Annotated in this window: 15 protein-coding genes; 4 read left to right on the forward strand and 11 right to left on the reverse strand. The window is 49.4% G+C overall.

The window, feature by feature from the left end; genetic code table 11:
• Positions 1–33: 33 nt before the first annotated feature.
• Together SCIP_RS03840 and SCIP_RS03845 are read right to left on the reverse strand one after the other, a co-directional pair.
• A complete protein-coding gene (locus SCIP_RS03840) occupies positions 34–666 on the reverse strand; it encodes an isochorismatase family protein (protein WP_040591125.1) in 633 nt (210 codons plus the stop codon).
• Between the two features lie 46 nt (positions 667–712).
• Positions 713–1,390 (reverse strand): DUF4097 family beta strand repeat-containing protein, encoded by a 678-nt coding sequence (locus tag SCIP_RS03845; protein WP_006293206.1) that lies wholly within the window; start codon positions 1,388–1,390, stop codon positions 713–715.
• 84 nt (positions 1,391–1,474) lie between these two features.
• On the opposite strand from SCIP_RS03845, the gene SCIP_RS03850 reads away from it, so the two are divergent.
• Positions 1,475–2,071: a DUF1349 domain-containing protein gene (locus SCIP_RS03850; protein ID WP_006293207.1), complete on the forward strand. Its 597-nt coding sequence runs from the start codon at positions 1,475–1,477 to the stop codon at positions 2,069–2,071.
• 164 nt (positions 2,072–2,235) lie between these two features.
• On the opposite strand, the gene aspS is transcribed toward SCIP_RS03850, so the two are convergent.
• Positions 2,236–4,029, reverse strand: coding sequence for an aspartate--tRNA ligase (gene aspS / locus SCIP_RS03855; RefSeq protein WP_006293208.1), 1,794 nt, complete (start codon positions 4,027–4,029; stop codon positions 2,236–2,238).
• Positions 4,030–4,107: 78 nt separating this feature from the next.
• On the reverse strand, positions 4,108–5,502 hold the full coding sequence (hisS, locus tag SCIP_RS03860) for a histidine--tRNA ligase (RefSeq protein WP_006293209.1): 1,395 nt from the start codon (positions 5,500–5,502) through the stop codon (positions 4,108–4,110).
• Between the two features lie 84 nt (positions 5,503–5,586).
• Between hisS and SCIP_RS03865 the strand changes: the two genes are divergently transcribed.
• The gene (locus tag SCIP_RS03865) at positions 5,587–7,044 is read left to right on the forward strand and encodes a DUF349 domain-containing protein (protein WP_006293210.1); all 1,458 of its coding nucleotides are present in this window, start codon (positions 5,587–5,589) and stop codon (positions 7,042–7,044) included.
• A 158-nt stretch (positions 7,045–7,202) separates the two neighbouring features.
• Here the strand turns inward: SCIP_RS03865 and SCIP_RS03870 are convergent, their stop codons facing one another.
• The 3 genes from SCIP_RS03870 to SCIP_RS03880 all read right to left on the reverse strand — a co-directional run bounded on the left by SCIP_RS03870 (position 7,203) and on the right by SCIP_RS03880 (position 10,418).
• Positions 7,203–9,563, reverse strand: a complete 2,361-nt coding sequence (locus SCIP_RS03870) for a RelA/SpoT family protein (RefSeq protein WP_040590621.1) — start codon at positions 9,561–9,563, stop codon at positions 7,203–7,205.
• Between the two features lie 82 nt (positions 9,564–9,645).
• Complete coding sequence (gene dut / locus SCIP_RS03875) at positions 9,646–10,125, reverse strand: dUTP diphosphatase (RefSeq protein WP_040590622.1); 480 nt, start codon at positions 10,123–10,125, stop codon at positions 9,646–9,648.
• Positions 10,125–10,418 (reverse strand): DUF4193 domain-containing protein, encoded by a 294-nt coding sequence (locus SCIP_RS03880; protein ID WP_006293213.1) that lies wholly within the window; start codon positions 10,416–10,418, stop codon positions 10,125–10,127. Before SCIP_RS03880 ends, dut begins: the two co-directional genes overlap by 1 nt.
• 147 nt (positions 10,419–10,565) lie before the next feature.
• Here SCIP_RS03880 and sepH point away from each other — a divergent pair, with 147 nt between their 5' ends.
• Complete coding sequence (gene sepH, locus SCIP_RS03885) at positions 10,566–11,744, forward strand: septation protein SepH (protein WP_006293214.1); 1,179 nt, start codon at positions 10,566–10,568, stop codon at positions 11,742–11,744.
• A gap of 25 nt (positions 11,745–11,769) precedes the next feature.
• Here the strand turns inward: sepH and SCIP_RS03890 are convergent, their stop codons facing one another.
• Positions 11,770–12,981: an alkaline phosphatase family protein gene (locus tag SCIP_RS03890; RefSeq protein WP_048349265.1), complete on the reverse strand. Its 1,212-nt coding sequence runs from the start codon at positions 12,979–12,981 to the stop codon at positions 11,770–11,772.
• A 96-nt stretch (positions 12,982–13,077) separates the two neighbouring features.
• Here SCIP_RS03890 and SCIP_RS03895 point away from each other — a divergent pair, with 96 nt between their 5' ends.
• The gene (locus SCIP_RS03895) at positions 13,078–15,753 is read left to right on the forward strand and encodes a DNA gyrase/topoisomerase IV subunit A (RefSeq protein WP_006293216.1); all 2,676 of its coding nucleotides are present in this window, start codon (positions 13,078–13,080) and stop codon (positions 15,751–15,753) included.
• Positions 15,754–15,799: 46 nt separating this feature from the next.
• Here SCIP_RS03895 and SCIP_RS03900 read toward each other — a convergent pair whose 3' ends face one another.
• Genes SCIP_RS03900 through SCIP_RS03910 form a run of 3 tightly spaced genes read right to left on the reverse strand, consistent with a single transcriptional unit; the run spans position 15,800 to position 21,161 of the window.
• Positions 15,800–17,014, reverse strand: coding sequence for an MFS transporter (locus tag SCIP_RS03900; RefSeq protein ID WP_006293217.1), 1,215 nt, complete (start codon positions 17,012–17,014; stop codon positions 15,800–15,802).
• A gap of 47 nt (positions 17,015–17,061) precedes the next feature.
• The gene (locus SCIP_RS03905) at positions 17,062–19,380 is read right to left on the reverse strand and encodes a DNA gyrase/topoisomerase IV subunit B (protein WP_006293219.1); all 2,319 of its coding nucleotides are present in this window, start codon (positions 19,378–19,380) and stop codon (positions 17,062–17,064) included.
• Between the two features lie 14 nt (positions 19,381–19,394).
• Positions 19,395–21,161, reverse strand: a complete 1,767-nt coding sequence (locus SCIP_RS03910; protein WP_006293220.1) for an RNA polymerase sigma factor — start codon at positions 21,159–21,161, stop codon at positions 19,395–19,397.
• Between the last annotated feature and the right edge of the window lie 46 nt (positions 21,162–21,207).

A 21,207-nucleotide genomic window follows, 5' to 3' on the forward strand; every position in this document is an offset into this window, starting at 1 on the left:
ATTTATACATTAACCTTTTTATAATTTATTGTTTTATGCATTGGCTGGGGTCAGATCTGCATCCACCAGGACTACCCCAGCTGCTGCCATCTCTTCCCGCGCCTTGATTCCTAACTCCTGACTTGTTGGAGCTGTGAGATTCTCAAAAACTCTGACCGTGTACCCCAGCTTGATTGCGTCTAGAGCAGTTTCCTTCACACAGTGAGATTCAGCAAGCCCAACCACATCCACGTCGGTGATGGCAACCTGTTCCAGGGCATGGGCCAGGGTCAGGCCCTTATTCTGAAGATCGGCAAATTCCTGACGGGTATGAATATGATCAGAATTATCTTCTATTCCCTCGAAACCTGAATATGCGGCCATGTACTGACCCTTCTTAAAGTGGTGGCGCAAGCCCAAAGCAGCAATGGCAGGATGGAGATCGGCACTGTCTGTGCCAGCCTGCCCGTGGACTGGCCAGGTGTCCACATAATCCGGATGATCAGACCAGTGCCTCCCTGGTTCAATATGCCAGTCCTGAGTAGTGGCCAGGTAGGTGTAATCCTTCTTATGCCCGCCCACATACCGGGCTATTCTTTCGGCTACAGCATTCCCTCCGGCAACTGGCAGCTGCCCGCCCTCGCAAAAGGTAGGTTGCACATCCACAATAATGAGGGCTTTCCGTATATTTTTACTATTCTTATCCATCTTGCCTGCTTTCTGTTTAAAAGGTTTAAGAAATGGAAACAGAAGCAAGGTTGGCAGTGCCCGTTAGAACCGGGCTACCCTTGCGGACATAGTGTCCGTGTCCGGATGAAGACCCATTGCCTCCAGGAACAGTAACAGTGCTCATAACGCTGTGAATATCGTAGCCCGCCTCTGGTATCAGGCACCTGGTCAGCTTGATTTTTCCGGCATTCGCCTCAAAAGTACTGTCTTTTTCCAGATTCAAATCACGGGCTGTAATTTTTCCAGCATTTACCGTAAAGTCAATCGTCCTGGCCTGAGTATTGACAAATTTCACCTTGCTGGCATCACACCTGACTCGTGCCTTCTGCAGAGTCTGTCCGGAAACAGTCACAGTAGAGGCACTGGCCTTGATTTTTATGCGCTCCAAAGTAGGAAGAGTGAGGGTAATTTTATAAATTTTATCCTTTGAGCCACCATGACCCACACCCTTAATCACCAGGTGGCCGCCTAAGTATGAAGACTGAGGATGTTTGCGTTTCCACTCCTCGTCATTGAGCTTAATCTTAAGTTTGCCCTGATCAAAAACACAATCGAAGTCTTCAGGACCGCAGTTTTCATAATCAACCGCAGGGCTCTCGCCCTTCCTGATAATTACATCCATAGCTTTGGCGTTCACCGTGAGCTTCACGGTCTGTCGTAATTCATCATCGGATACTGACATGGTAACCTTCTTTTTTCGCTGGCTTTGTAGTAGCAATAGCTAAAAGCCTACCACACCTGACAGAAAAATTAATATAATAATCTCATGGATATTCAACAATATTTCTGGACCAGGCAGCCCAAGAATTTTTCAATTCAGTCGGATCATGTTGAGATTATTACACAGCCTTATACTGATCTGTGGCAGCGAACCTACTACCATTTCAGGAATGACTCTGCCCCTATTCTGCAGATGCAGACCAGCAGGCAATTTTTCTCCTTTATTGTTAAGACCGAGTTTGACAGTAAACATCGTTTTGATCAGTGCGGACTTGCCATGTATCTGAACAGTGAAAACTGGCTAAAGGCATCTATTGAGTATGAAAACGACGATTTTCAGCATCTGGGAAGTGTCGTTACCAACCATGGTTATTCCGATTGGGCGACCACGTCTATAGATGCGTCAATCAAGTCCATGTGGTACCGACTCAGCCGCAGAAATGACGATTTTCTACTCGATTGCTCACTGGATGGGAAAAATTTTCAGCAAATGAGAATCTGCCACATGGGGGATGCTGTTGGCGATGTAACCTGTGGTATTTACGCCTGCAGCCCGGAATACTCCTCTTTTAAGTCTACTTTCAGTCATCTAGAGCTGACAGAATGTCAATGGCCAGCGCACGATGGTCAACAGCCAGATTAATTTGATAGGCCAATAGGCCTGGAAGCTAGGCCAGATAGGATAGATATGCAATTCAACAGCGCTCAATTTCAGGATTTCGTTTTTTCTATCTAACCTATCGCCTAGCTTTCGGGTTTACCCATCGGGCCTAGCTTTCGGACCTACCTCAATAAATTAAAATTTATTTATTCCTCATCAGGGTCGAAGTCCACACCGGTCTCAGCCCTCTGCTCATCGGAGATGGGGGCAGGGGCTCCCGTCAGAGGATCAGCGCCGCCACCAGACTTGGGGAAGGCGATAACGTCGCGAATAGAGTCTTCTCCAGCCAGAATGGCAGCGCAGCGATCCCAGCCAAAAGCAATGCCTGCATGAGGAGGAGCTCCATACTTGAAAGCTTCCAGAAGGAAGCCAAACTTATCCTGAGCCTCTTCCTGGCCAATTCCCAATACGTTCAGAACCCGATCCTGAATATCATCCCGATGAATACGAACTGATCCACCGCCAATCTCATTGCCGTTGCAGACAATGTCATAGGAATCACTCATAGCATGCTCAGGATCCTGGTCGAAGGTATCAATCCAGTCAGCACTGGGCATAGTAAAGGGATGATGCATAGAAGTCCATTTGGAATGACCCACAGCTACATCATCGTCATCAGGATCATCCGTGGGTTTGAAAAGAGGAAAATCAACAACCCAGACAAAGGCAAAATCATCCTTCTTCAAAAGCCCCTGGCGTTTGGCAATTTCCACACGGGCAGCACCTAACAGAAGCTGGGAGGATTCCTTATGGCCAGCAGCGAAGAATACAGCATCGCCTGGTTTGGCGTGAACGGCCTCCATCAGGCCGTCTCGCTCGGAGTCAGACAGATTCTTAGCTACAGGTCCTTTAAGAATTCCATCTTCAGAGAACTGAACATAAGCAAGACCTTTAGCGCCACGCTGTCGAGCCCAATCCTGCCAGGCATCAAACTGGCGGCGGGGCAGATCTGCAGCACCCTGATATACCACAGCACCCACATAGTCCGCCTGAAAAACCCTAAAGGGAGTGTTCTTGAAATAATCAGTCAGGTCAACAAGCTGATTTTCAAAGCGTAGGTCAGGCTTGTCTGATCCATACTTATTCATGGCGTCAGTCCAGGAAATGCGGTGGAAGGGAATAGTAACCTGATATCCGGCACTCTCCCAGACAGCTTTGACCACCTTTTCTGCCAGAGCAATCACATCTTCCTGGCTGACAAAGCTCATCTCCATATCGAGCTGAGTAAACTCTGGCTGACGATCAGCGCGAAAATCTTCATCTCGGTAGCAGCGGGCCAGCTGATAGTAACGCTCGACTCCTGACACCATGAGCAGCTGCTTCAAGAGCTGAGGAGATTGCGGCAGAGCGTACCAGGAACCAGGCGACAGACGGGCAGGAACAACAAAATCGCGGGCTCCTTCAGGAGTAGATTTAATAAGAGTGGGAGTTTCCACCTCAGTGAAACCCAGTTCATCCAGCTGATTGCGGGCAGCTTTAGACATGTTGGAACGCAGTTTAAGATTACGCTGCATTTGCGGACGGCGAAGATCCAAATAACGGTACTTCAAGCGAGTATCTTCCCCAGGAAGCTTTTCCTGGACCTCATTGGACAAAGCAGTCGAAACCTGGAAAGGAAGGGCAGCAGACCGAGCCAGCACGGTTACTTTTTCAGCCACAATTTCCACATTTCCCGTGGCTATATGGTCATTTTCATTGCCTTCCGGTCGCTCGCGAACATCACCGGTCACCTGGACCACAAATTCAGAACGAAGGGGGCGGGCAACTTCCTCATCATAAACTACCACCTGAATCAGGCCAGATGCATCCCGCACATCCAGAAAAGCTACTCCGCCATGATCACGACGGCGATCTACCCATCCGCTGATGGTGACTTTCTGACCAATAACATCTTCTGTAATATCAGCGGCCCGGTGTGTCCGATAAGCTGTTTGACTCATATTCTGTATAAACCTCAAACTTTGTGAGTACTAAGTACGGTCTTATTTAACCTTACACAGGTTACAACATGCGGGGTATTAGTTGCCTTTCCCCGCCACAACTATTGCCTGCCTGGCATAATCGTCAGCTGGAGACCACACGGAAACATCGGCCGCTGTCTGTTCGCCGGTCACAATATTCTTGACCTGATCGGGCTCATCTTCCTGAGCAGGAAACCAAACATAGGGGATGCCCAGCTTATCTGCATATTTTATCTGTTTACCCAACTTAGCAGCCGTTGGAGCTACATCAGCAGCAATGCCACGGGACCTAAGGGAAGAAGCTATATGGTCAGAGACAGACCTTTCCTCTTCATTCCAGACAGCTACCAAAACTGCTGCAGCAGATACACGGGAAGTGGTTGCCCCGGCCGAATGCAAGAGATACGACACCAGACGGGACACGCCGATAGACAAGCCCACACCCGGATATTTACGACTTCCCTGACTGGCCAGATTGTCATAACGACCACCTGAACAAACGGATCCTAGACTTTCTGCCCCATCAAGAAAAGTTTCATAGACAGAACCGGTGTAATAATCCAGGCCCCGAGCAATCCTCAGATCAGCAATAACAGATCCGGGACGGATTCTGGCCGCCTCATCAATAATCATGGCCAGGGTTTCCATTCCTTCAGCAGCCATCTGATAAGCGTCAGAGGTCTGATCAATCCCCTGCTGAGAACATAAGCTGGTGAAAGTCTGACGCAGCTGGTCACCATCTGAAGCCTGGAGCTCAGCCAATGCCAGACATGCTGCAGCCTGGTCAGGAGTGCAGCCAGCTTCAGATTGCAGCAGCTGAGATACTTCGATGGCCGGGATTTTATCAAGTTTATCAACCTGGTGGAGAACATCATCCACATTATCGATACCGATTCCTCGGTAAAAACCTTCAGAAAGCTTGCGGTTATTAGCGTGAACGGTGGCCTCAGGAAGTCCGAAAGGACGAAGTCCTTCCAAAGCCTCAACCATAACCAAAGGAGCATCAACATCATAATGATCAGGCAAAGAGCCATTTCCTACAATATCAATGTCAGCCTGAGTAAACTCTCGGTAGCGTCCTTCTTGAGGCCGTTCCCCTCTCCACACCTTCTGAATCTGCCAGCGCTTGAAGGGAAAGACTAGGTCACCGGAATTTTCGACCACATAGCGAGACAGGGGAACAGTTAAATCGAAGTGCAATCCTAAGTGTTCTTCTACTGGCGTGTCATCATCCTGGCCAAACTCCTGGAGCCGGGACAGGAGATAAATTTCCTTACTGGTTTCGCCCTTTTTAAGCAGACTAGCGCCTGATTCCACAGCCCGTGTTTCAATACCAAGGAAGCCATGAAGCTCAAAAACTCGACGAAGAGTGTCGATCACGCCTTGCTCGACAACACGCTCTGCAGGCAGCCATTCCGGAAAACCTGAGATAGATGCACCTTTTTTAGCCATAATCCTTTATAATAGGTGGTGTTGAGGAAATCATGACGCGGTATGCATGATTCCTGCATCCCTGCTACAACCAAGGAGTTGGCTATGACCGACGAAAACGTCACCACTACCCCATCCACCAGTACGCCTGAAGGTGCCGAAGACCAAGCTGGCACCACCAATGATGCCCTGAAGGCCAGTGAACAGGCCAGGGAATCTGCTCCAAAACCAGCTCCTGGCCCCAAGCCTCACATCCCTTCGCCTAAGGCTTTCGCCGGACGGACACAAAGCACTAGTGCTGTCAACACCTATAATGATGCCGACTTGAAGACTGCAGCGGGTTTTGGCCGTGTAGGCGAAGACGGAACCGTATATGTAAAAGATGCCGATACCGAGTGGGCTGTTGGGCAAATGCCCCAGGAGACAGCTGACAAGGCCCTGGACTTTTTCGCCCGCCGCTACCTTGATCTGAAAGCAAAGTTGGACCGGTTCAATCAGCGTCTACAGTCCTCCCATATTCGTTCTCGCGAAATTGACAGTACCTTAACCGAGCTGAGTACCGAGCTGGAAAAGCCTGATGTGGTCGGTGATATTTCTGCTCTTCGTACCAGTCTGGATGAGCTGAAAACAGCAGCTGCAAGAAAAAAGGGCGAGCTGGCCCAGGCTCGGAAGGAAGCGGTAGCTAAAGCAGCCCAGGAACGGGAAAAGATTGTTGTACAGGCTGAGCAATTGGCAGCATCTTTAGGAGATAATACTAACTGGCGCCAGACAGGCGATAAATTCCAAGATCTGTTCAACCAGTGGCAGGACCATCAAAAGAATTCTGTCCGCATTGACAAGGCTCAGGCAGAAGCCCTATGGAAACGTTTTTCTGCAGCCCGCAGTTCCTTTAATAGCGCGCGCCGAGCCTGGATTCAGCAGCGCGATGCCCAGAGAAATGCCGCTCGTTCGGCTAAGGAACGAATTATCGCTGAGGCTGAGGAAATTAAGAATTCTACTGACTGGGCCGGGACCTCTCGCAAATTCAATGATCTGATGGATCAGTGGAAGGCAGCGGGTCGGGTTGGCCGTCATTCTGAGGATGATGCTCTCTGGAAACGGTTCCGCCAAGCAGCAGATGTTTTCTTCAATGCCCGTCAGGCTGACCGCGACCAGGTCAGCGAGAATGAAACAGATAATCTCCGCAAAAAGGAAGCTCTTCTGGCTAAAGCTCAGCAGCTCCTGCCTGTTACTACTGTGCATCAGGCTAAACAGGCTCGTCAGGCTCTGGGCAAGATCCAGGATGAATGGGATTCAGTAGGTTTTGTCCCCCGGGCCGATGTCCATCGCTTGGAGAGTGCCCTGGACGATGTTGAAAAACAGATCAAAGCTGTTGAAGACGCTCAGTGGACTGAAACCGATCCTGAAACCGATGCCCGTAAATCTGACTTTGAAACTCAGCTGACAGCTCAGCTTGACCAGCTGGATCGTCAGATTGCAATCGAAAACGATGAATCCAAAAAGAAAGATTTGGAGGCAGAAAAAGCGGCGAAGGAAGCCTGGCTTAAGGCAATCAAACACTAGGCCCAGGCTGCCTGCTGATACCAATACTCAGCAGGCATAAAGGCAAAGGCTCGGAAAAGATAAGGGATTTTTCCGAGCCTTACTTTTTCTTACTTTTGCCTATCTGATTTTCTTCGCCTTTTATGCTTTTCTTTGCCGGTCTGATTTTCAGCGAACCTCTAAGCTGACACAAAGCGGGGATCCATGGATCCCTTGTTATCAGTGATCCTGTAAACGTCAAAGACACCTTCCACTTTTCTGAGCTCAGACAGGACTTTGGTCAAATGACTGGGAGAAGCCATTTCAAAAGTGAATTGAAACAAGGCAACCCGATTCTCGCTCGACGATATATTGGCAGATATTATGTTGACCCCCATGTCTGAGAGTACTTTGGAAATGTCCGTCAGGAGGTGGCCCCTGTCCAGAGCTTCAATCTGAATTTTCACCAGAAAAGTACCCGTATTCCCGGTCCAAGAAACAGGAACGATTCGCTCCGGATGAGAATTCTTGAGATGAAGAGCATTAGTGCAGTCCTGTCGGTGGACGGACACACCAGATCCACGGGTAATAAAACCCACAATGGCATCACCTGGAACAGGCGTACAACATTTAGCCAGCTTGACCCAAATATCGCTGACTCCTTTGACCGCGATCCCTGCATCTGTGTGACGCCGATTCCGAGGCTTGCGGGATGTCAAAAGAGCATGATCAATGTCTTCCTCAACCTCGTTTTCTCCTACGTCCTTGACCAGATGGGAAATCACATTCTGAGCAGAAATCTGCCCGTTACCCAAAGCTGCAAAGAGTGAATCGACATTGGGCATATTGAGTTCCTGAGCTACCCCTATCAGGGCTTCGGGACTCATCAGGGTCTGAGCAGGCAGGTTGCGTTTGCGCATGGACCGAGTAAGCTCAGTACGGCCCTCGTCAATCATTTCACTTCGTCGCTCTTTGGAGAACCACTGCCGAATCTTATTGCGGGCACGGGGACTTTTAACAAAATTCAGCCAGTCCCGCGACGGACCCTGAGTATCTGATTTGGATGTGAGTATTTCAACAGTATCGCCGGTTTCTAGAGGGGTATCCAGGGGAACCAAACGGCCATTGACCCTGGCACCCATAGTTCTGTGGCCTACTTCAGTATGGACAGAATAAGCAAAATCAACCGGAGTACCGCCTTGAGGAACAGAAATAATACGGCCCTTGGGGGTAAAAACATAGACTTCTGAGGCGCCCAGATCGTTCTTTAAGGAACCCAGGAATTCATCTGAGTCAGGGGTTTCACTAGTCCAATCAGCCAGCTGCTGAATCCAGCGAAGATTATCAGCTTCAGTCAAATCCTGCGGTTCTTCAGTGGACGCATCCTGTGATTCCAGCTGCTTCTCCCGCTCTTTATCTGACTGGTCTGGTTTCGATAAGGCCCTTCCTGACTGACCGTTGGCCTTGTATTTCCAGTGAGCAGCAATCCCAAATTCAGCTCGTCGATGCATATCCCAGGTTCTAATCTGGATTTCCACTGGCTTGCCGCCCGGCCCTACCACAGTAGTATGCAAGGACTGATACATATTCAGCTTAGGCATGGCGATATAGTCTTTGAACCGTCCAGGCAAGGGCTTCCAGCGGGCATGAACAGCGCCGAGAGCAGCATAACAGTCACGAATAGAGTCAACAATAATGCGGACTCCAACCAGATCATAAATGCTCTCAAAATCATGGCCACGAACAACCATCTTCTGATAGATACTGAAATAATCCTTGGGTCGTCCGGTCACATAAGCCTTGACTCCCTGAACGGACAAATCATGATTGATATCATTAATAATTTGATCCAGATAGACATCTCTGCGGCCAGCTCTTTTTTGGACCAGGAGAACAATTTCATGGTAAATCTTAGGATGCAGAGCTTTAAAGGAAAGCTCTTCCAATTCGGTTTTAATGGCATTCATGCCCAGGCGATTTGCCAGAGGGGCGTAGACATCCAGCGTTTCCCGAGCTTTCTTTTGAGCATTGGTCACCTTGACATAACGCCAGGTACGAGCATTATGAACCCGATCTGCCAGCTTAACAACCAGGACCCTGACGTCCTTGCTCATGGCAACAACCATTTTTCTAATGGTTTCTGCCTGGGCAGAATCACCTACATCCATCTTGGTTAGTTTGGTAACCCCATCAACGAGGCCGGCAACCGTATCGCCAAATTCCTGGCGGCATTGATCAAGGCTGTAATCCGTATCTTCGACCGTATCATGGAGAAGGCCTGCTGCAACTACTTTGGGACTCATACCCAAGTCAGCAAGAATTTGGGCTACAGCAATAGGGTGGATAATATAAGGCTCGCCAGACCGCCTCTGTTGGTGCGTATGCTGGGCAACAGCCCGGTCATAGGCTTTGCGGATGATAGATAAATCAGCCCGCGGGTAATGATAGCGGACAGACTGCCAGATAGGCAAAAGCGGATCGGTTGGATCCGTGCTGATTTCGGCGCCCAACTGGCGCGCCAGGGAATCTTCATCACTCAATTGCTGATGTGCATTGCTCATGGCGCCTCCTTGATATTTACCGCCATCCTATACGGATGACGGGAAATAGTGGGCACCCTTCCTGTCGATCCTCTCAGTCCTGTCAGTCTGAGATCCCTGTCGAGCCAAAACCTGAGTCAGACCTGTCAGATCCTGGAAGTTTGTCAGCCGGTACAAAACGAGCTACCACAAAACGCTGGATTACCAGTTGAGCAATACGATCTCCAGCATGAAAATGAACCGCCTGCTTGGGATCCAGATTGATCAGCGGTACTTTAATTTCTCCCCTGTAACCGGCGTCAATGGTACCAGGAGCATTTAAAATTGTGACCCCTCTCTTGACAGCCAGACCGGACCGGGGATGAACCAATCCCACATATCCGTGAGGAAGAGCAATAGCAATGCCGGTAGGAATCAATGCCCGTTCAAAGGGCTGAAGATTAAAATCCTGCCTGCACCGCAAATCACACCCAGCATCACCTGCATGCGCGTAACGAACCCCCAACTCTTCAACCCGAGGATCCAGGTAGGTAATTAGGACCTCTGCATTCTCCGGCTCATTATATGTATCGTCATATGCCATCAGGCGGCGCAGTCCTTACAGATGGGTTTTCCGTTTTCATAATGATCGAGCAATCGACGATTGTAAACCAGGAAACACTCCGAGCATACAAACTCATCGCCCTGCTGGGGAATAACCGTGACGGACGCATCCTCATTGCTCAGATCAGCCCCGGGAAGCTCATAATCTTCAGCAATGGCATTCTCATCATCATCCAAGTCAGCTGCCTGCTCCTGACGAGTACTGTTAGACAAAGCCTCCAGCGACTCTTCGTCTTCATCTTTGGAGCGAGGTGCATCGTAGTCTTGTGCCATATTCAACCTTTCGTCAAAAAATAGGTACGCGCCATAGAATACACGATATTATCGATTTAGCAAGAACGACACGACGTGTTTTTGCTGAAAATGTAAAAATATACCGATACTATAGGAAGGTACATGTGGTATAAGTGAGGTAATTTTATGACTGATGAGGAACATCGCGAGGCAGTTTTCGTCACCGTCAATACTGTGGGCAACCTTATTTTTGAGGCTGAAGACAGCCATGAACGCTTTGCGGTAGAGGTAACGGATGAGCTCGAGCAGGGAATTTTATCTGCCAGGCAAATTCTGTCTGACCAGAAAGGGCCAGCTCAACCTCATCAGTTCAGGGCCCTGCCTATTCGTGAAATTCAGCTGCTGACTCGTGAAGGGAAGACACCCGAAGAAATCCATCAGGAATACAATGTTGATTTACCCCTCATTCGTCGTTTTGCTCAACAGGTAGAACAGGAAAAAAGTTTTACCATTTCTCAGTTCCTGAAGAGTGCCGTCAGCAATAAGCAGGATTCTCACTATGCTTTCCAGCACACCACTGTGTCCGATGTTATTTCCGCTTCTATCAGCAATTATGGTATTGATGATGACGATGTGACCTGGAATGCTACCAGGGTAAACCGTGACCCCTGGAGAATCAGTGCCACTTTTCATTCCAAAGGCCGGACGGCAACCGCCACCTGGTCGTATAACGCCCGTACCAGCGATATTATCTGCCTGAATAAGACTGCACAAAAACTTTTTGGGGTGTATAGTTCAGGCACAGAACCGGTTGATCATGAGATCTTTGGCCCTTCTAGTTCTGAAGCTTCTTCTGATTTTTCCATCACCACCCGCGGTCCTTTGACCCCCGGTTGGATGAAGGTAGAAGATGAATCATCAGATATGGAATCATCAGATATGTCTGACTCCCAGGCTGTAGACCAAGTGACGCAGGATGGTTCAGTTTCTCAGAAGCGTTCTGCTCAGGACAGTACTCAGAGGAACGGTAAAGCAACCTTAGCAGACTCCCATAAATCTCATAAGGAAGAATCACCAGAGCAAACCCAGAATGGTGGCTCAGATGCTGACACAGATGCTCATACAGATAAAAATGGTCGTGTCTCTACCTTCAGTCGTCTTCTTCCTCTTGGTAAATCAAAGGTTCCTCTGAACAAGTCAAAGGGCACAAGCAAACAAAGCCAGGGCAAGAAACAGGAAGAGACAACCTCCAAGCCTGCACCAGAGCAGGAAGGAAAAAGCCTTCAATCTGAGGAGAAAAAGGGCAAAAAATCACGCCGACGCTCCTCTATTCCCCAATGGGATGAAATTCTCTTTGGAGACTGAGTCTTCTGTGTCTTCTGCCCGGCCACTAAGCTTGATCAATCAGCAGAGGAATCTCCATCTCCCTGGCTGAGCTCCCTCCATGAATTGACGGCAACCGGGTAGCCTCTTCTTTCTGACTGCGGGTATCGACCAGGGTGAAATCATCCTGACCTACCACAATAAGATCACCCAGCACTGAGTATGCCCTGGTACCAACCAAGCCATAAAAGCCTAAGTTAATGGCCTGATCTTTCTTATAAATCCGGAAAGATTCTCCCAAGTGAGACCTATAACGGTCAGCAACTTTTTCGACCTTTTCCTGCTTCTGCACAGCATCCTCACCGTGGACATAAAGCATAACATTTCTAGGCTCTCCCCCTACCAGGGATACGTCCTGGCACAGATCTGGGTTCTCCGCAATATCAATCCTGTGCCGGGGGTTGGAATTAATCATACCATGGTCTGCAGTTACCAGCAGAACCGTGCCAGATGGAAGGCTGCGACGCAAAAGGGCAATATAGGTGTCTGTTTTTTCAAATTCACTGACCCACTGGTCCGAATCCAGCCCGTACTCATGACCTGCTTTATCGACATCAGGAATATAAAGATACGTCAATCCCGGTTTCCTGGCCAAAAGTGCCGTTTGCTCAATCCTTTCTTCCATTGTTACCCGGGCGTGGTACTTACTCCCTCTCAAGGCAGCCTGAGTTAGGGCAGAATTTTTAAATTTAGCAATCCCACAGCTGTCTACCCGCACTCCTTTGGAAGCAAGGAGCTCAAAAATTGTGGGCTCCTGCTGAATTTCCAAGGGCTGGAGGGCATTTCTGAAACTGATCATCTGTGAAAGACCACCAGTCAGAGGATTGACCTGCGTATACGCTGTTATAGCGGTCAAACCCGGACACGTTCCGGTCCCCACAGTTGCCATGGCTACGGCAGTCGTGCTGGGGAAGCAGGTAGTTATAGGCCTGGCGGATCGCGGCTCGGAGATCAGGGATCTCATATAGGGAGTATGCCCACGGCGTTCAGAAAGATTGTGAAATCCTAAACCGTCAACAAGGACCAGAACCAGCGATGACGCAGGAGGAATCCCCAATTCCTGCCTATCTTTGTTAGGGTAAGGGTGGATGGATGTAGGAATAGGGCAGCCAATAGCTGCACTGATAGCAGGCATAACAGCACTCAGATGGTCAGGCTTGCTGTATAAATGGGGAGATCCTTTCAAGGCTCCAGGGGATCCGTTACTTTCTGCACACATACCGCTATTATAAAACGCTGGCAGATAAGTGAAAATCGACTATTTTAACCTTTTCGGGACTGATGGGGATAATAGAAAGGTTACCAAAGGAGAACTATGCCAAAGCGTCGCCAGCATGCAGCCAGTTACGATCCTCGTACTATCAAGCAGAATATTGTCGATACCCCCCTGGGCGAAGAGATGAGTACCTCTTTTCTTGCTTATGCCTATTCGGTCATATATGCCCGTGCCTTGCCGGATACCCGCGACGGGCTCAAACCAGTGCAAAGACGCATTATTTATCAAATGGGAGAAATGGGCTTAAGTCCTGATAAATCTTATATGAAATCTGCCCGCGTGGTAGGCGAAGTTATGGGAAAACTCCACCCCCACGGCGATTCAGCAATTTATGAAGCCATGGTCCGTCTGGCCCAGCCTTTTGCCATGCGGCTTCCCCTGGTGGATGGTCACGGTAATTTTGGCTCTCTGGATGACGGCCCTGCTGCTTCCCGGTATACAGAGGCTCGACTGGCACCGGCAGCCCTAGGGATGAACGAATCGATCGGAGAAGAAACCGTTGACTTTACTCCTAATTATGACAATAAACTTCAGGAGCCTACCGTTCTTCCCTCTGCCATCCCCAACCTCCTGGTCAATGGGGCCTCAGGAATTGCTGTGGGCATGGCGACCAACATGGTTACCCATAATTTAGGAGAAGTAGTTTCTGCTGCCAAGTACTTAATGGCTCACCCAAATGCCTCTACTGAGGACTTGATGACTTATCTTCCCGGACCCGATCTTCCCGGCGGCGGCATCATTATGGGCCGGGAGGGGATTAAAGAAGCTTACACCAGCGGGCGGGGATCCTTTCTTACCCGAGCTGCCACTCATATTGAAAACGTTACAGCCAGGAAAAAAGCCATTGTTGTAACCGAGCTCCCTTTTATGGTGGGGCCTGAAAAGGTTTTGGAACGTATATCTGAAGGAATTAAAAACAAGAAGCTGGAGGGGATCAGTGGTGCCATTGATTTGACAGATCGTCACAATGGAACTCGGCTGGTTATTGAGATTAAGACTGGTTTCGATCCCCGGGCAGTGCTGGGTCAGCTCTTTAAGTACACTCCTTTGGAAGATTCTTTCACCATCAATAACGTTGCCCTGGTTAATGGACGCCCGCACACTATGGGGATCAAGGAACTGCTGTCAGTATGGATTGAACACCGCCGAACTGTTGTCACCCGCCGCAGCGAATACCGCAAGCGCAAGGCTGAGGAAAGACTCCATCTGGTTGATGGCCTGCTGTTGGCTCTTATAGACATTGATGAAGTAATCGACGTCATCCGCACATCTGACGACGCCGACAGTGCTAAAACCAGGCTGATGGCAGTCTTCGACTTGGATCAGATTCAGGCTCAGTATATTCTTGATCTGCGACTGCGAAGGTTGACCAAGATGTCACGTATTGAGCTGGAATCAGAGCGTGATGACCTTCAACGATTAATTGCTCAGCTGGATCAGATTCTTTCCTCAACCCAGGTGCGTGATATGGAAGTGATTAAATCCATGGATAGGGCAGTTCAAGAATGGGACACTCCCAGACGGACGGTGCTCTTAGACCAGGACGAATCCGGCTCTTATGTGGCCGTTCCTACTGCCAGATCAGGGTCCGGCAAGTCAGAGTCTGTTCAGGCAGCCGACTTGGCCGGGTCTTCCTCGAAGAATGCTGCTTCTTCTCTGTCTGTTCAAACATCAGCCCTGGCTTCTGCTCAGGCAGCCGGGTCGTTGGAGCTCGAGGACAAGCCTTGCTCCATAATCCTGACTGCTGACGGTCTGATTGCCCGCAGCTCTCCAGCAGCAAAAGACCTCTGGGAATCGCGAACCGAGGCCCGTCCCCGAGGATCTCATGATCAGATTGTTGCCATCATCAGGTCTACCACGCGGTCTTCTTATGGGATTATAACCTCCCATGGCCGTATGGTCTTGGCCCATAGCGCAGATCTTCCCAACCTGGTTTTACAGGAAAATCTGACTATGGAAGGAGCAGTCAAGGCTCAGGAGCTGCTCCACAACACTCAAAGCACCGAATCATCTGACGACGAAGAAGTGATTACCATTCTTCCTCTCCCATCCCCTAACGATACCAAAATCAAGCTATTAGCCATAGGAACCCGCAAAGGAATCGTTAAACGGTGGAATGGAGATTCTCCCACAACGATGGATTCTTGGTCAATCATTGATTTGAAGGATGACGACCGTGTGGTTTTTGCCGCCCCCGCTGATGATACGGACAGACTGGTGTTCATTTCCAGCGATTCTTCTCTGCTGACTTATGAAGCGAGTGCCGTCCGCCCTCAAGGCCGCAATGCCGCTGGAATGGGCGGAATTCGTCTTGCTCCTCACTGCCAGGTCCTGGCCTTCAACGTTATTCCTGCCGGCAAGATTGCCTGGATTGATTCCAGCAGTGATGGTCAGGAAGCGAAATCTCACTCCCTGCAAGCTTCTGGTGCAGTGGTAGTAACTATAGCAGGAGATTCTCATGCTCTGGAAGGAACAGAAAATGGCAGCGCCAAGGTAACTCCATTGGAAAAGTTTCCCTCTAAGGGGCGTAACACGAAAGGAGTGCGTTCCCAGCGCTTCCATAAGAGTGAGAACACCTTAATTAAGGCATGGACCGGCCCCTATCCTGTTCTTGCTTCCACAAGCTCCGGATCTCCTGTCTCCCTGCCCGAACCCACTGCTAAACGAGATGCCGCAGGAACCGACCTCAGTGCCCCAGTGGCGTACTTGTCGTAATAAAATTGTCTGTCGTCATTCAACAAGCAGCGAATAAGGATGACATTCAGTCAAAAATAACACCGGTTTTCCTGCGAACGATTTCATGCATTAAGGTCATAATCAGAATAAAAATCAGCAGAAAGAAAGGGAAGACCGCTGCGCCACAAGACTTGGCTATAAGACCAAAGACAGACGGCACTGCCAATGTACCGGTATAAGCACAGGCCATTTGAACCCCAATGATGGCCTGAGATTTGTCTGCCCCAAAATACTTGGGAGTTGCATGAATAACACAGGGATAGATAGGGGCGCAGCCTAAACCAACGGTGATCAAGCCAACTAGGGATGAACCCGTTCCGGGAAAAGGAATCATAAGAATTAAAGCACCGAGAATCAAGAGACCTTCTCCTATGCGAATCATGGTGGGGTCATTGAAACGCATGGTCAAGAAGCCACTGACAGCTCTGCCGATTGTAATTCCTATATAAAAGAAACTGGCCCACTGGGCAGCTGTAGATCTTTCAATTCCCTTGGTCAGTACCATATAGCTGCTCGCCCACATTCCCGCTGTGGTTTCCAGAGCGCAGTAACAGAAAAACATCACCATAATCTCGCTGGCACCGCGAATAGCAAAAATCTGCCGGAATTTTAAAGGTTTAAGTCGTTTATCCTCTCCCTCCTTCTCACGATCCCCCTCCATCTGGGACCGTTCCGGCATGGAACCCACTATTTGCCTATCTTTCCATAGGGGAAGACTGAAAATAACGATAGTGGTGAGAATAAGCTGAAGAATGGATATATAGCGATAGCCCATGTGCCAATCATGATTGTGAGTTAGGGCAAAACTCATAATCGAGGGGCTAATGGACGCTCCGATCCCCCACATACAATGCAGCCAGCTCATGTGATGAGATGCATAATGTATAGCCACATAATTATTCAGAGCTGCATCCACTCCTCCTGCACCCAGACCATAGGGAATGGCAAAAAGAACGAGGAGCCAGAAATTCCCTGACAAGGAAAATCCTAGCAAAGCAGCGGCAGTAAGCCCCACAGAAAAAGCAGTGACCTTCCCCGGGCCTATTTTATAGGTAATTCTGTCGCTCATCAAAGCGGAAATAATAGTCCCCAGGGAGATAACAAAAGACAGGATGCCAGCATAAGAAACTGGTACTCCAAACTGAGGATAGATAGTGGGCCAGGCTGCTCCCAGGAGGGAGTCGGGCAGTCCCAAACTGATAAAACTAAGATAAATTACACAGAGGAGCAGACCAATCATGGCAGGTACTTTCTGTCAGGCTGTCAGGTTATCAGGTTGTCGGGTTGTCAGGCATCTATAGCAGTTCTGTCAAAATCATCGGCATTATCAATAATGAATTGCCGGCGGGGAGGAACCTCATCACCCATCAGAAGTTCAAAAATCTCCGAAGCCTTCTGGGCATCCTCCAGACGGATCCGCCTCAGCATCCGGGAACGGGGATCCATGGTGGTGTCAGCCAGCTGATCAGCATCCATTTCACCTAAACCCTTGTAGCGCTGAATATCAGGGTCGTACCGTATCTCCTGCCTGTCAAGCTGAGATAATTTTCTGGCCAGCTCTTCCTCGGAATAAGTATACACATATTCGCCTTTATGCTTTCCCATCAAGGCTATCCGGTGCAAGGGAGGCACTGCTGCATACACATGCCCGGCCTGGACCAGAGGCCGCATATAGCGGTAAAACAGGGTAAGGAGGAGGGTACGAATATGCGCTCCGTCCACGTCAGCATCGGTCATCATAATGACCTTGTCGTAGCGGGACTGACTCAGATCAAAAGTAGCCCCGGAACCGGCACCTACCACTTGGATAATGGCTGAACACTCTTTATTCGCCAGAATCTGGGCAACAGAGGCTTTTTGAACATTGAGGATTTTCCCCCGGATAGGCAGCAGGGCCTGGAAGCTGGAGTTTCGGGCTGCTTTCGCTGTCCCCAGGGCAGAGTCACCCTCTACAATAAAGAGCTCGGCTATGTCGTCATTCCCAGGCTGGCAGTCAGACAGTTTGGCAGGCATAGAGGCTGATTCCAGGGCATTCTTCCGTCTGGTAACTTCCTTGGTTTTCCTTGCCTGAACACGAGCATGCATCTCTCCGGTAATTTTTTCCAAAACCCGGGCTGACTGATCTTTGAAACCGCGTTTAGATCCCGTAATCATTTGACCAAATTGATCATCACACATCTTGGCCACGATAGGCTTAACCTGGGCCGTTCCCAGGACATCTTTAGTCTGCCCCTGGAACTGGGGTTCAGCAATTCGAACAGTAACCACAGCGACAATTCCGGCCAAAACATCATCCCGCTCAATTTTCATGGACGAATCTTTCAGATTCACCTTCAGCTTGCGGGCATTGGCTTCAACACTCCGGCGGATGTTCCTGGTGATCGAATTCAGGAAGCCATCCACATGCATGCCTCCGCCGGGCGTCTCTACTACGTTGACAAAGCTGCGCAAAACAGTCTCATAATCGTTGATCCACCGCAGGGCAATGTCAACATGGCAGTCTCTGGTTACCATCGCAGGATGCAGATCTCCATCTGGTCCCACCTGCTGAGTTTCTTCCTCATAGGTATTATCGCCTTCGATATGCCAAATACTGCTAATCGGCTCCCCATGCGACAGATAGTCCACAAAATCAACCACCCCGCCCTCGTGGAAGAATTCTTCTACCCGAGGATGCGGCATCGTGGAAGACTCGATAGCAACAGGATCCGCGCTTACCTGGCCTTCCGCAGATGATTCCAGAGAACTGGGGGAACTGGCCGCAGAGCTATCCAAGCTATCCAAGCTATCCAGCTGTTTTTCCGGCTTTGTCTCCCGAGCAGACGAGTTCTCAAACTCACGCTGAGCATCTGCATCGACTGAAGCCACATATGTGTTCTCTGATATATTTTCATCGATGACTTCAATCCGCAAGCCAGGCACCAGGAAAGAGGTCTGCCTTACCCTGTCTATCAGCTGATCATAGTTGAAGCGAGCTGTACTGTTAAAAATTTCCGGATCAGCCCAATACCGGATGCGGGTACCGGTCTTCTTACCGGAATATGTGCCTACTACCCTCAGCTCTGTCGGCCTCCCCTTGCGGGTTCGCGCAAAAGGTGAATCGGGAGACGGATTCTGTGGGTCAGGGTCATCATAAACCCCAGGATGTCCCTGATGGAATTCCATTCGATATGTTTTTCCGCCCCTGTCAACCTCAACATCTAAGCGGGAGCTGAGGGCATTAACAACGGACGATCCCACTCCATGAAGACCGCCAACCGCAGTGTAAGCAGAATTGCCAAATTTACCGCCTGCATGGAGTTTGGTTAAAACAACTTCCACGCCGGACAGACCTGTTTTCTGCTCAATATCAACCGGAATCCCACGGCCATTATCGGCAACAGTAATAGATCCGTCTTTATGAAGGGTCACTACAATATGGCTGCAAGCTCCAGCCAGGGCTTCATCTACCGAATTATCGATAATTTCCCACAAGCAGTGCATAAGACCCTGGCTGTCTGTAGTTCCAATATACATGCCTGGTCTCTTACGGACGGCATCAAGACCCTCCAGAACGGACAGACTGTTAGCATTATAAGCTTCAGATTTTTTCTTCGCAGCACTCACCCTGAGATCCCTGCCTATTCCTGATCGAGGAAGTCGCGTAGGGTCTGAGAGCGCGAGGGATGACGCAGCTTGGACATGGTTTTGGATTCTATCTGACGGATCCGTTCACGGGTCACCCCATAAACGTGACCAATGTCGTCCAAAGTCTTGGGCTGACCATCTTCTAGGCCATAGCGCATCTTAATTACTCCTGCTTCACGGGGACTTAGGGTCTCCAAAACCTGAGTAAACTGTTCCTGGAGCAGGGAGAAAGCTACTGCTTCAGAAGGAGCGATAGCGTCGGTGTCTTCTATTAAGTCGCCAAACTCCGAATCGCCATCCTCTCCCAAAGGAGTGTGCAGTGAAATTGGCTCCCGGCCATATTTCTGCACTTCCTGTACTTTCTCCACAGGCATATCCAATTCGCGGGCCAGCTCATCGGGTGTAGGCTCCCGGCCCAGATCTTGAAGCATCTGCCTTTGAACCCGGGAAAGTTTATTAATGACCTCTACCATGTGAACGGGCACACGAATGGTACGGGCCTGATCAGCCATAGCCCGGGTAATCGCCTGCCGAATCCACCAGGTCGCGTAAGTAGAGAATTTGAAGCCCTTTTTCCAGTCAAACTTTTCCACAGCTCGAATTAGGCCCAGGTTGCCCTCCTGAATCAAATCCAGGAAGAGCATGCCACGGCCAGTATAACGCTTTGCCAAAGAGACAACCAGCCTCAAATTGGCTTCCAAAAGATGGTCTTTGGCTTTCTTTCCATCATTGGCTGCCCACTTCAGCTCCCTTTTACGCTGGAAACTCAATTTATCAGGATCAGTGGTATCAAGCAGGTGCTGGGCATATAGTCCGGCCTCTATTCGTTCTGAAAGGTCCACTTCCTGCTGGGCATTGAGCAGATTGACCCTGCCGATCTGCTTCAGATAATCTTTCACCGGATCTGCTGTAGCTCCTGTAGTGACAACTCTGCGCTTGGGATTGCCAGCAGGGGTAAGGTTCTCATCATCGTCATCTTCTTTTTCGTTGACAACGAAGGCACCTTCCTCAACCGGTTGCTTTTCCTCTGCTCTTCCTTCGTCTTCCTCTTCTTCTTCCAGATCCTTTTCTTCTGCATCGGCAAGAATATCACTATCGTCATCGGGCGAAATGGGATCACCATTCTCGTCCAACTCCACTGAATCGTCAATATGATCCAAGGCATTGGACCTCTCGTCCCCGGGGCCAATGCCTTCATCAATATCATCATCCTCAACAGGGATATCAGTATCTGTCTGATTGCCGGCATCCAGACTATCGAGACTCCGGATATCCTCATCGTGCGTACCTGTCTGAGATTCTGATCCTTTCTCAGGAACGTGAGAAAGGTCATCTTGTTTCTTATGGGTCTTCCTGGAGGAGGTCTGGGGCTCTTCATTCGCAGACTTTATGGCAGAAGACTTCTTTGAAGCGGCTTTCTTGGACTTGGAAGCAGTCTTCTGGGAACTCTTCCCTTCTGCCGAATGCGCAGACGTGCTCTGAGAAGTCTTCTTCTGGTCATCCTCAACCGCAGGTTTTTTCTTTACGGTTTTTCTTGTCGAGGCCGTTTTTTTAGCAGAACTTGTCTTTTTAGTTGAGGCTGTTTTCGCAGTACTTTTCTTTGCCGAGCTTGTCTTTGCAGTGCTTTTCTGAGCTGTGCCTGTTTTGGCTGAACTTTTTTTTGCTGAACTCTTTACTTTCTTTCCGGTTTTCGATACAGTTGTACCTGAAGAAACAGGCTCTTCACCAATACCTGCGTCGGTCTTTTTTGCGGCGACCACATATCCTCCTCAAATTGACCCGAAAATGGGCACAATACGGGTAAGT

The organism is Scardovia inopinata JCM 12537, assembly GCF_001042695.1.
In the GTDB taxonomy this organism is placed as follows: Bacteria; Actinomycetota; Actinomycetes; order Actinomycetales; family Bifidobacteriaceae; genus Scardovia; species Scardovia inopinata.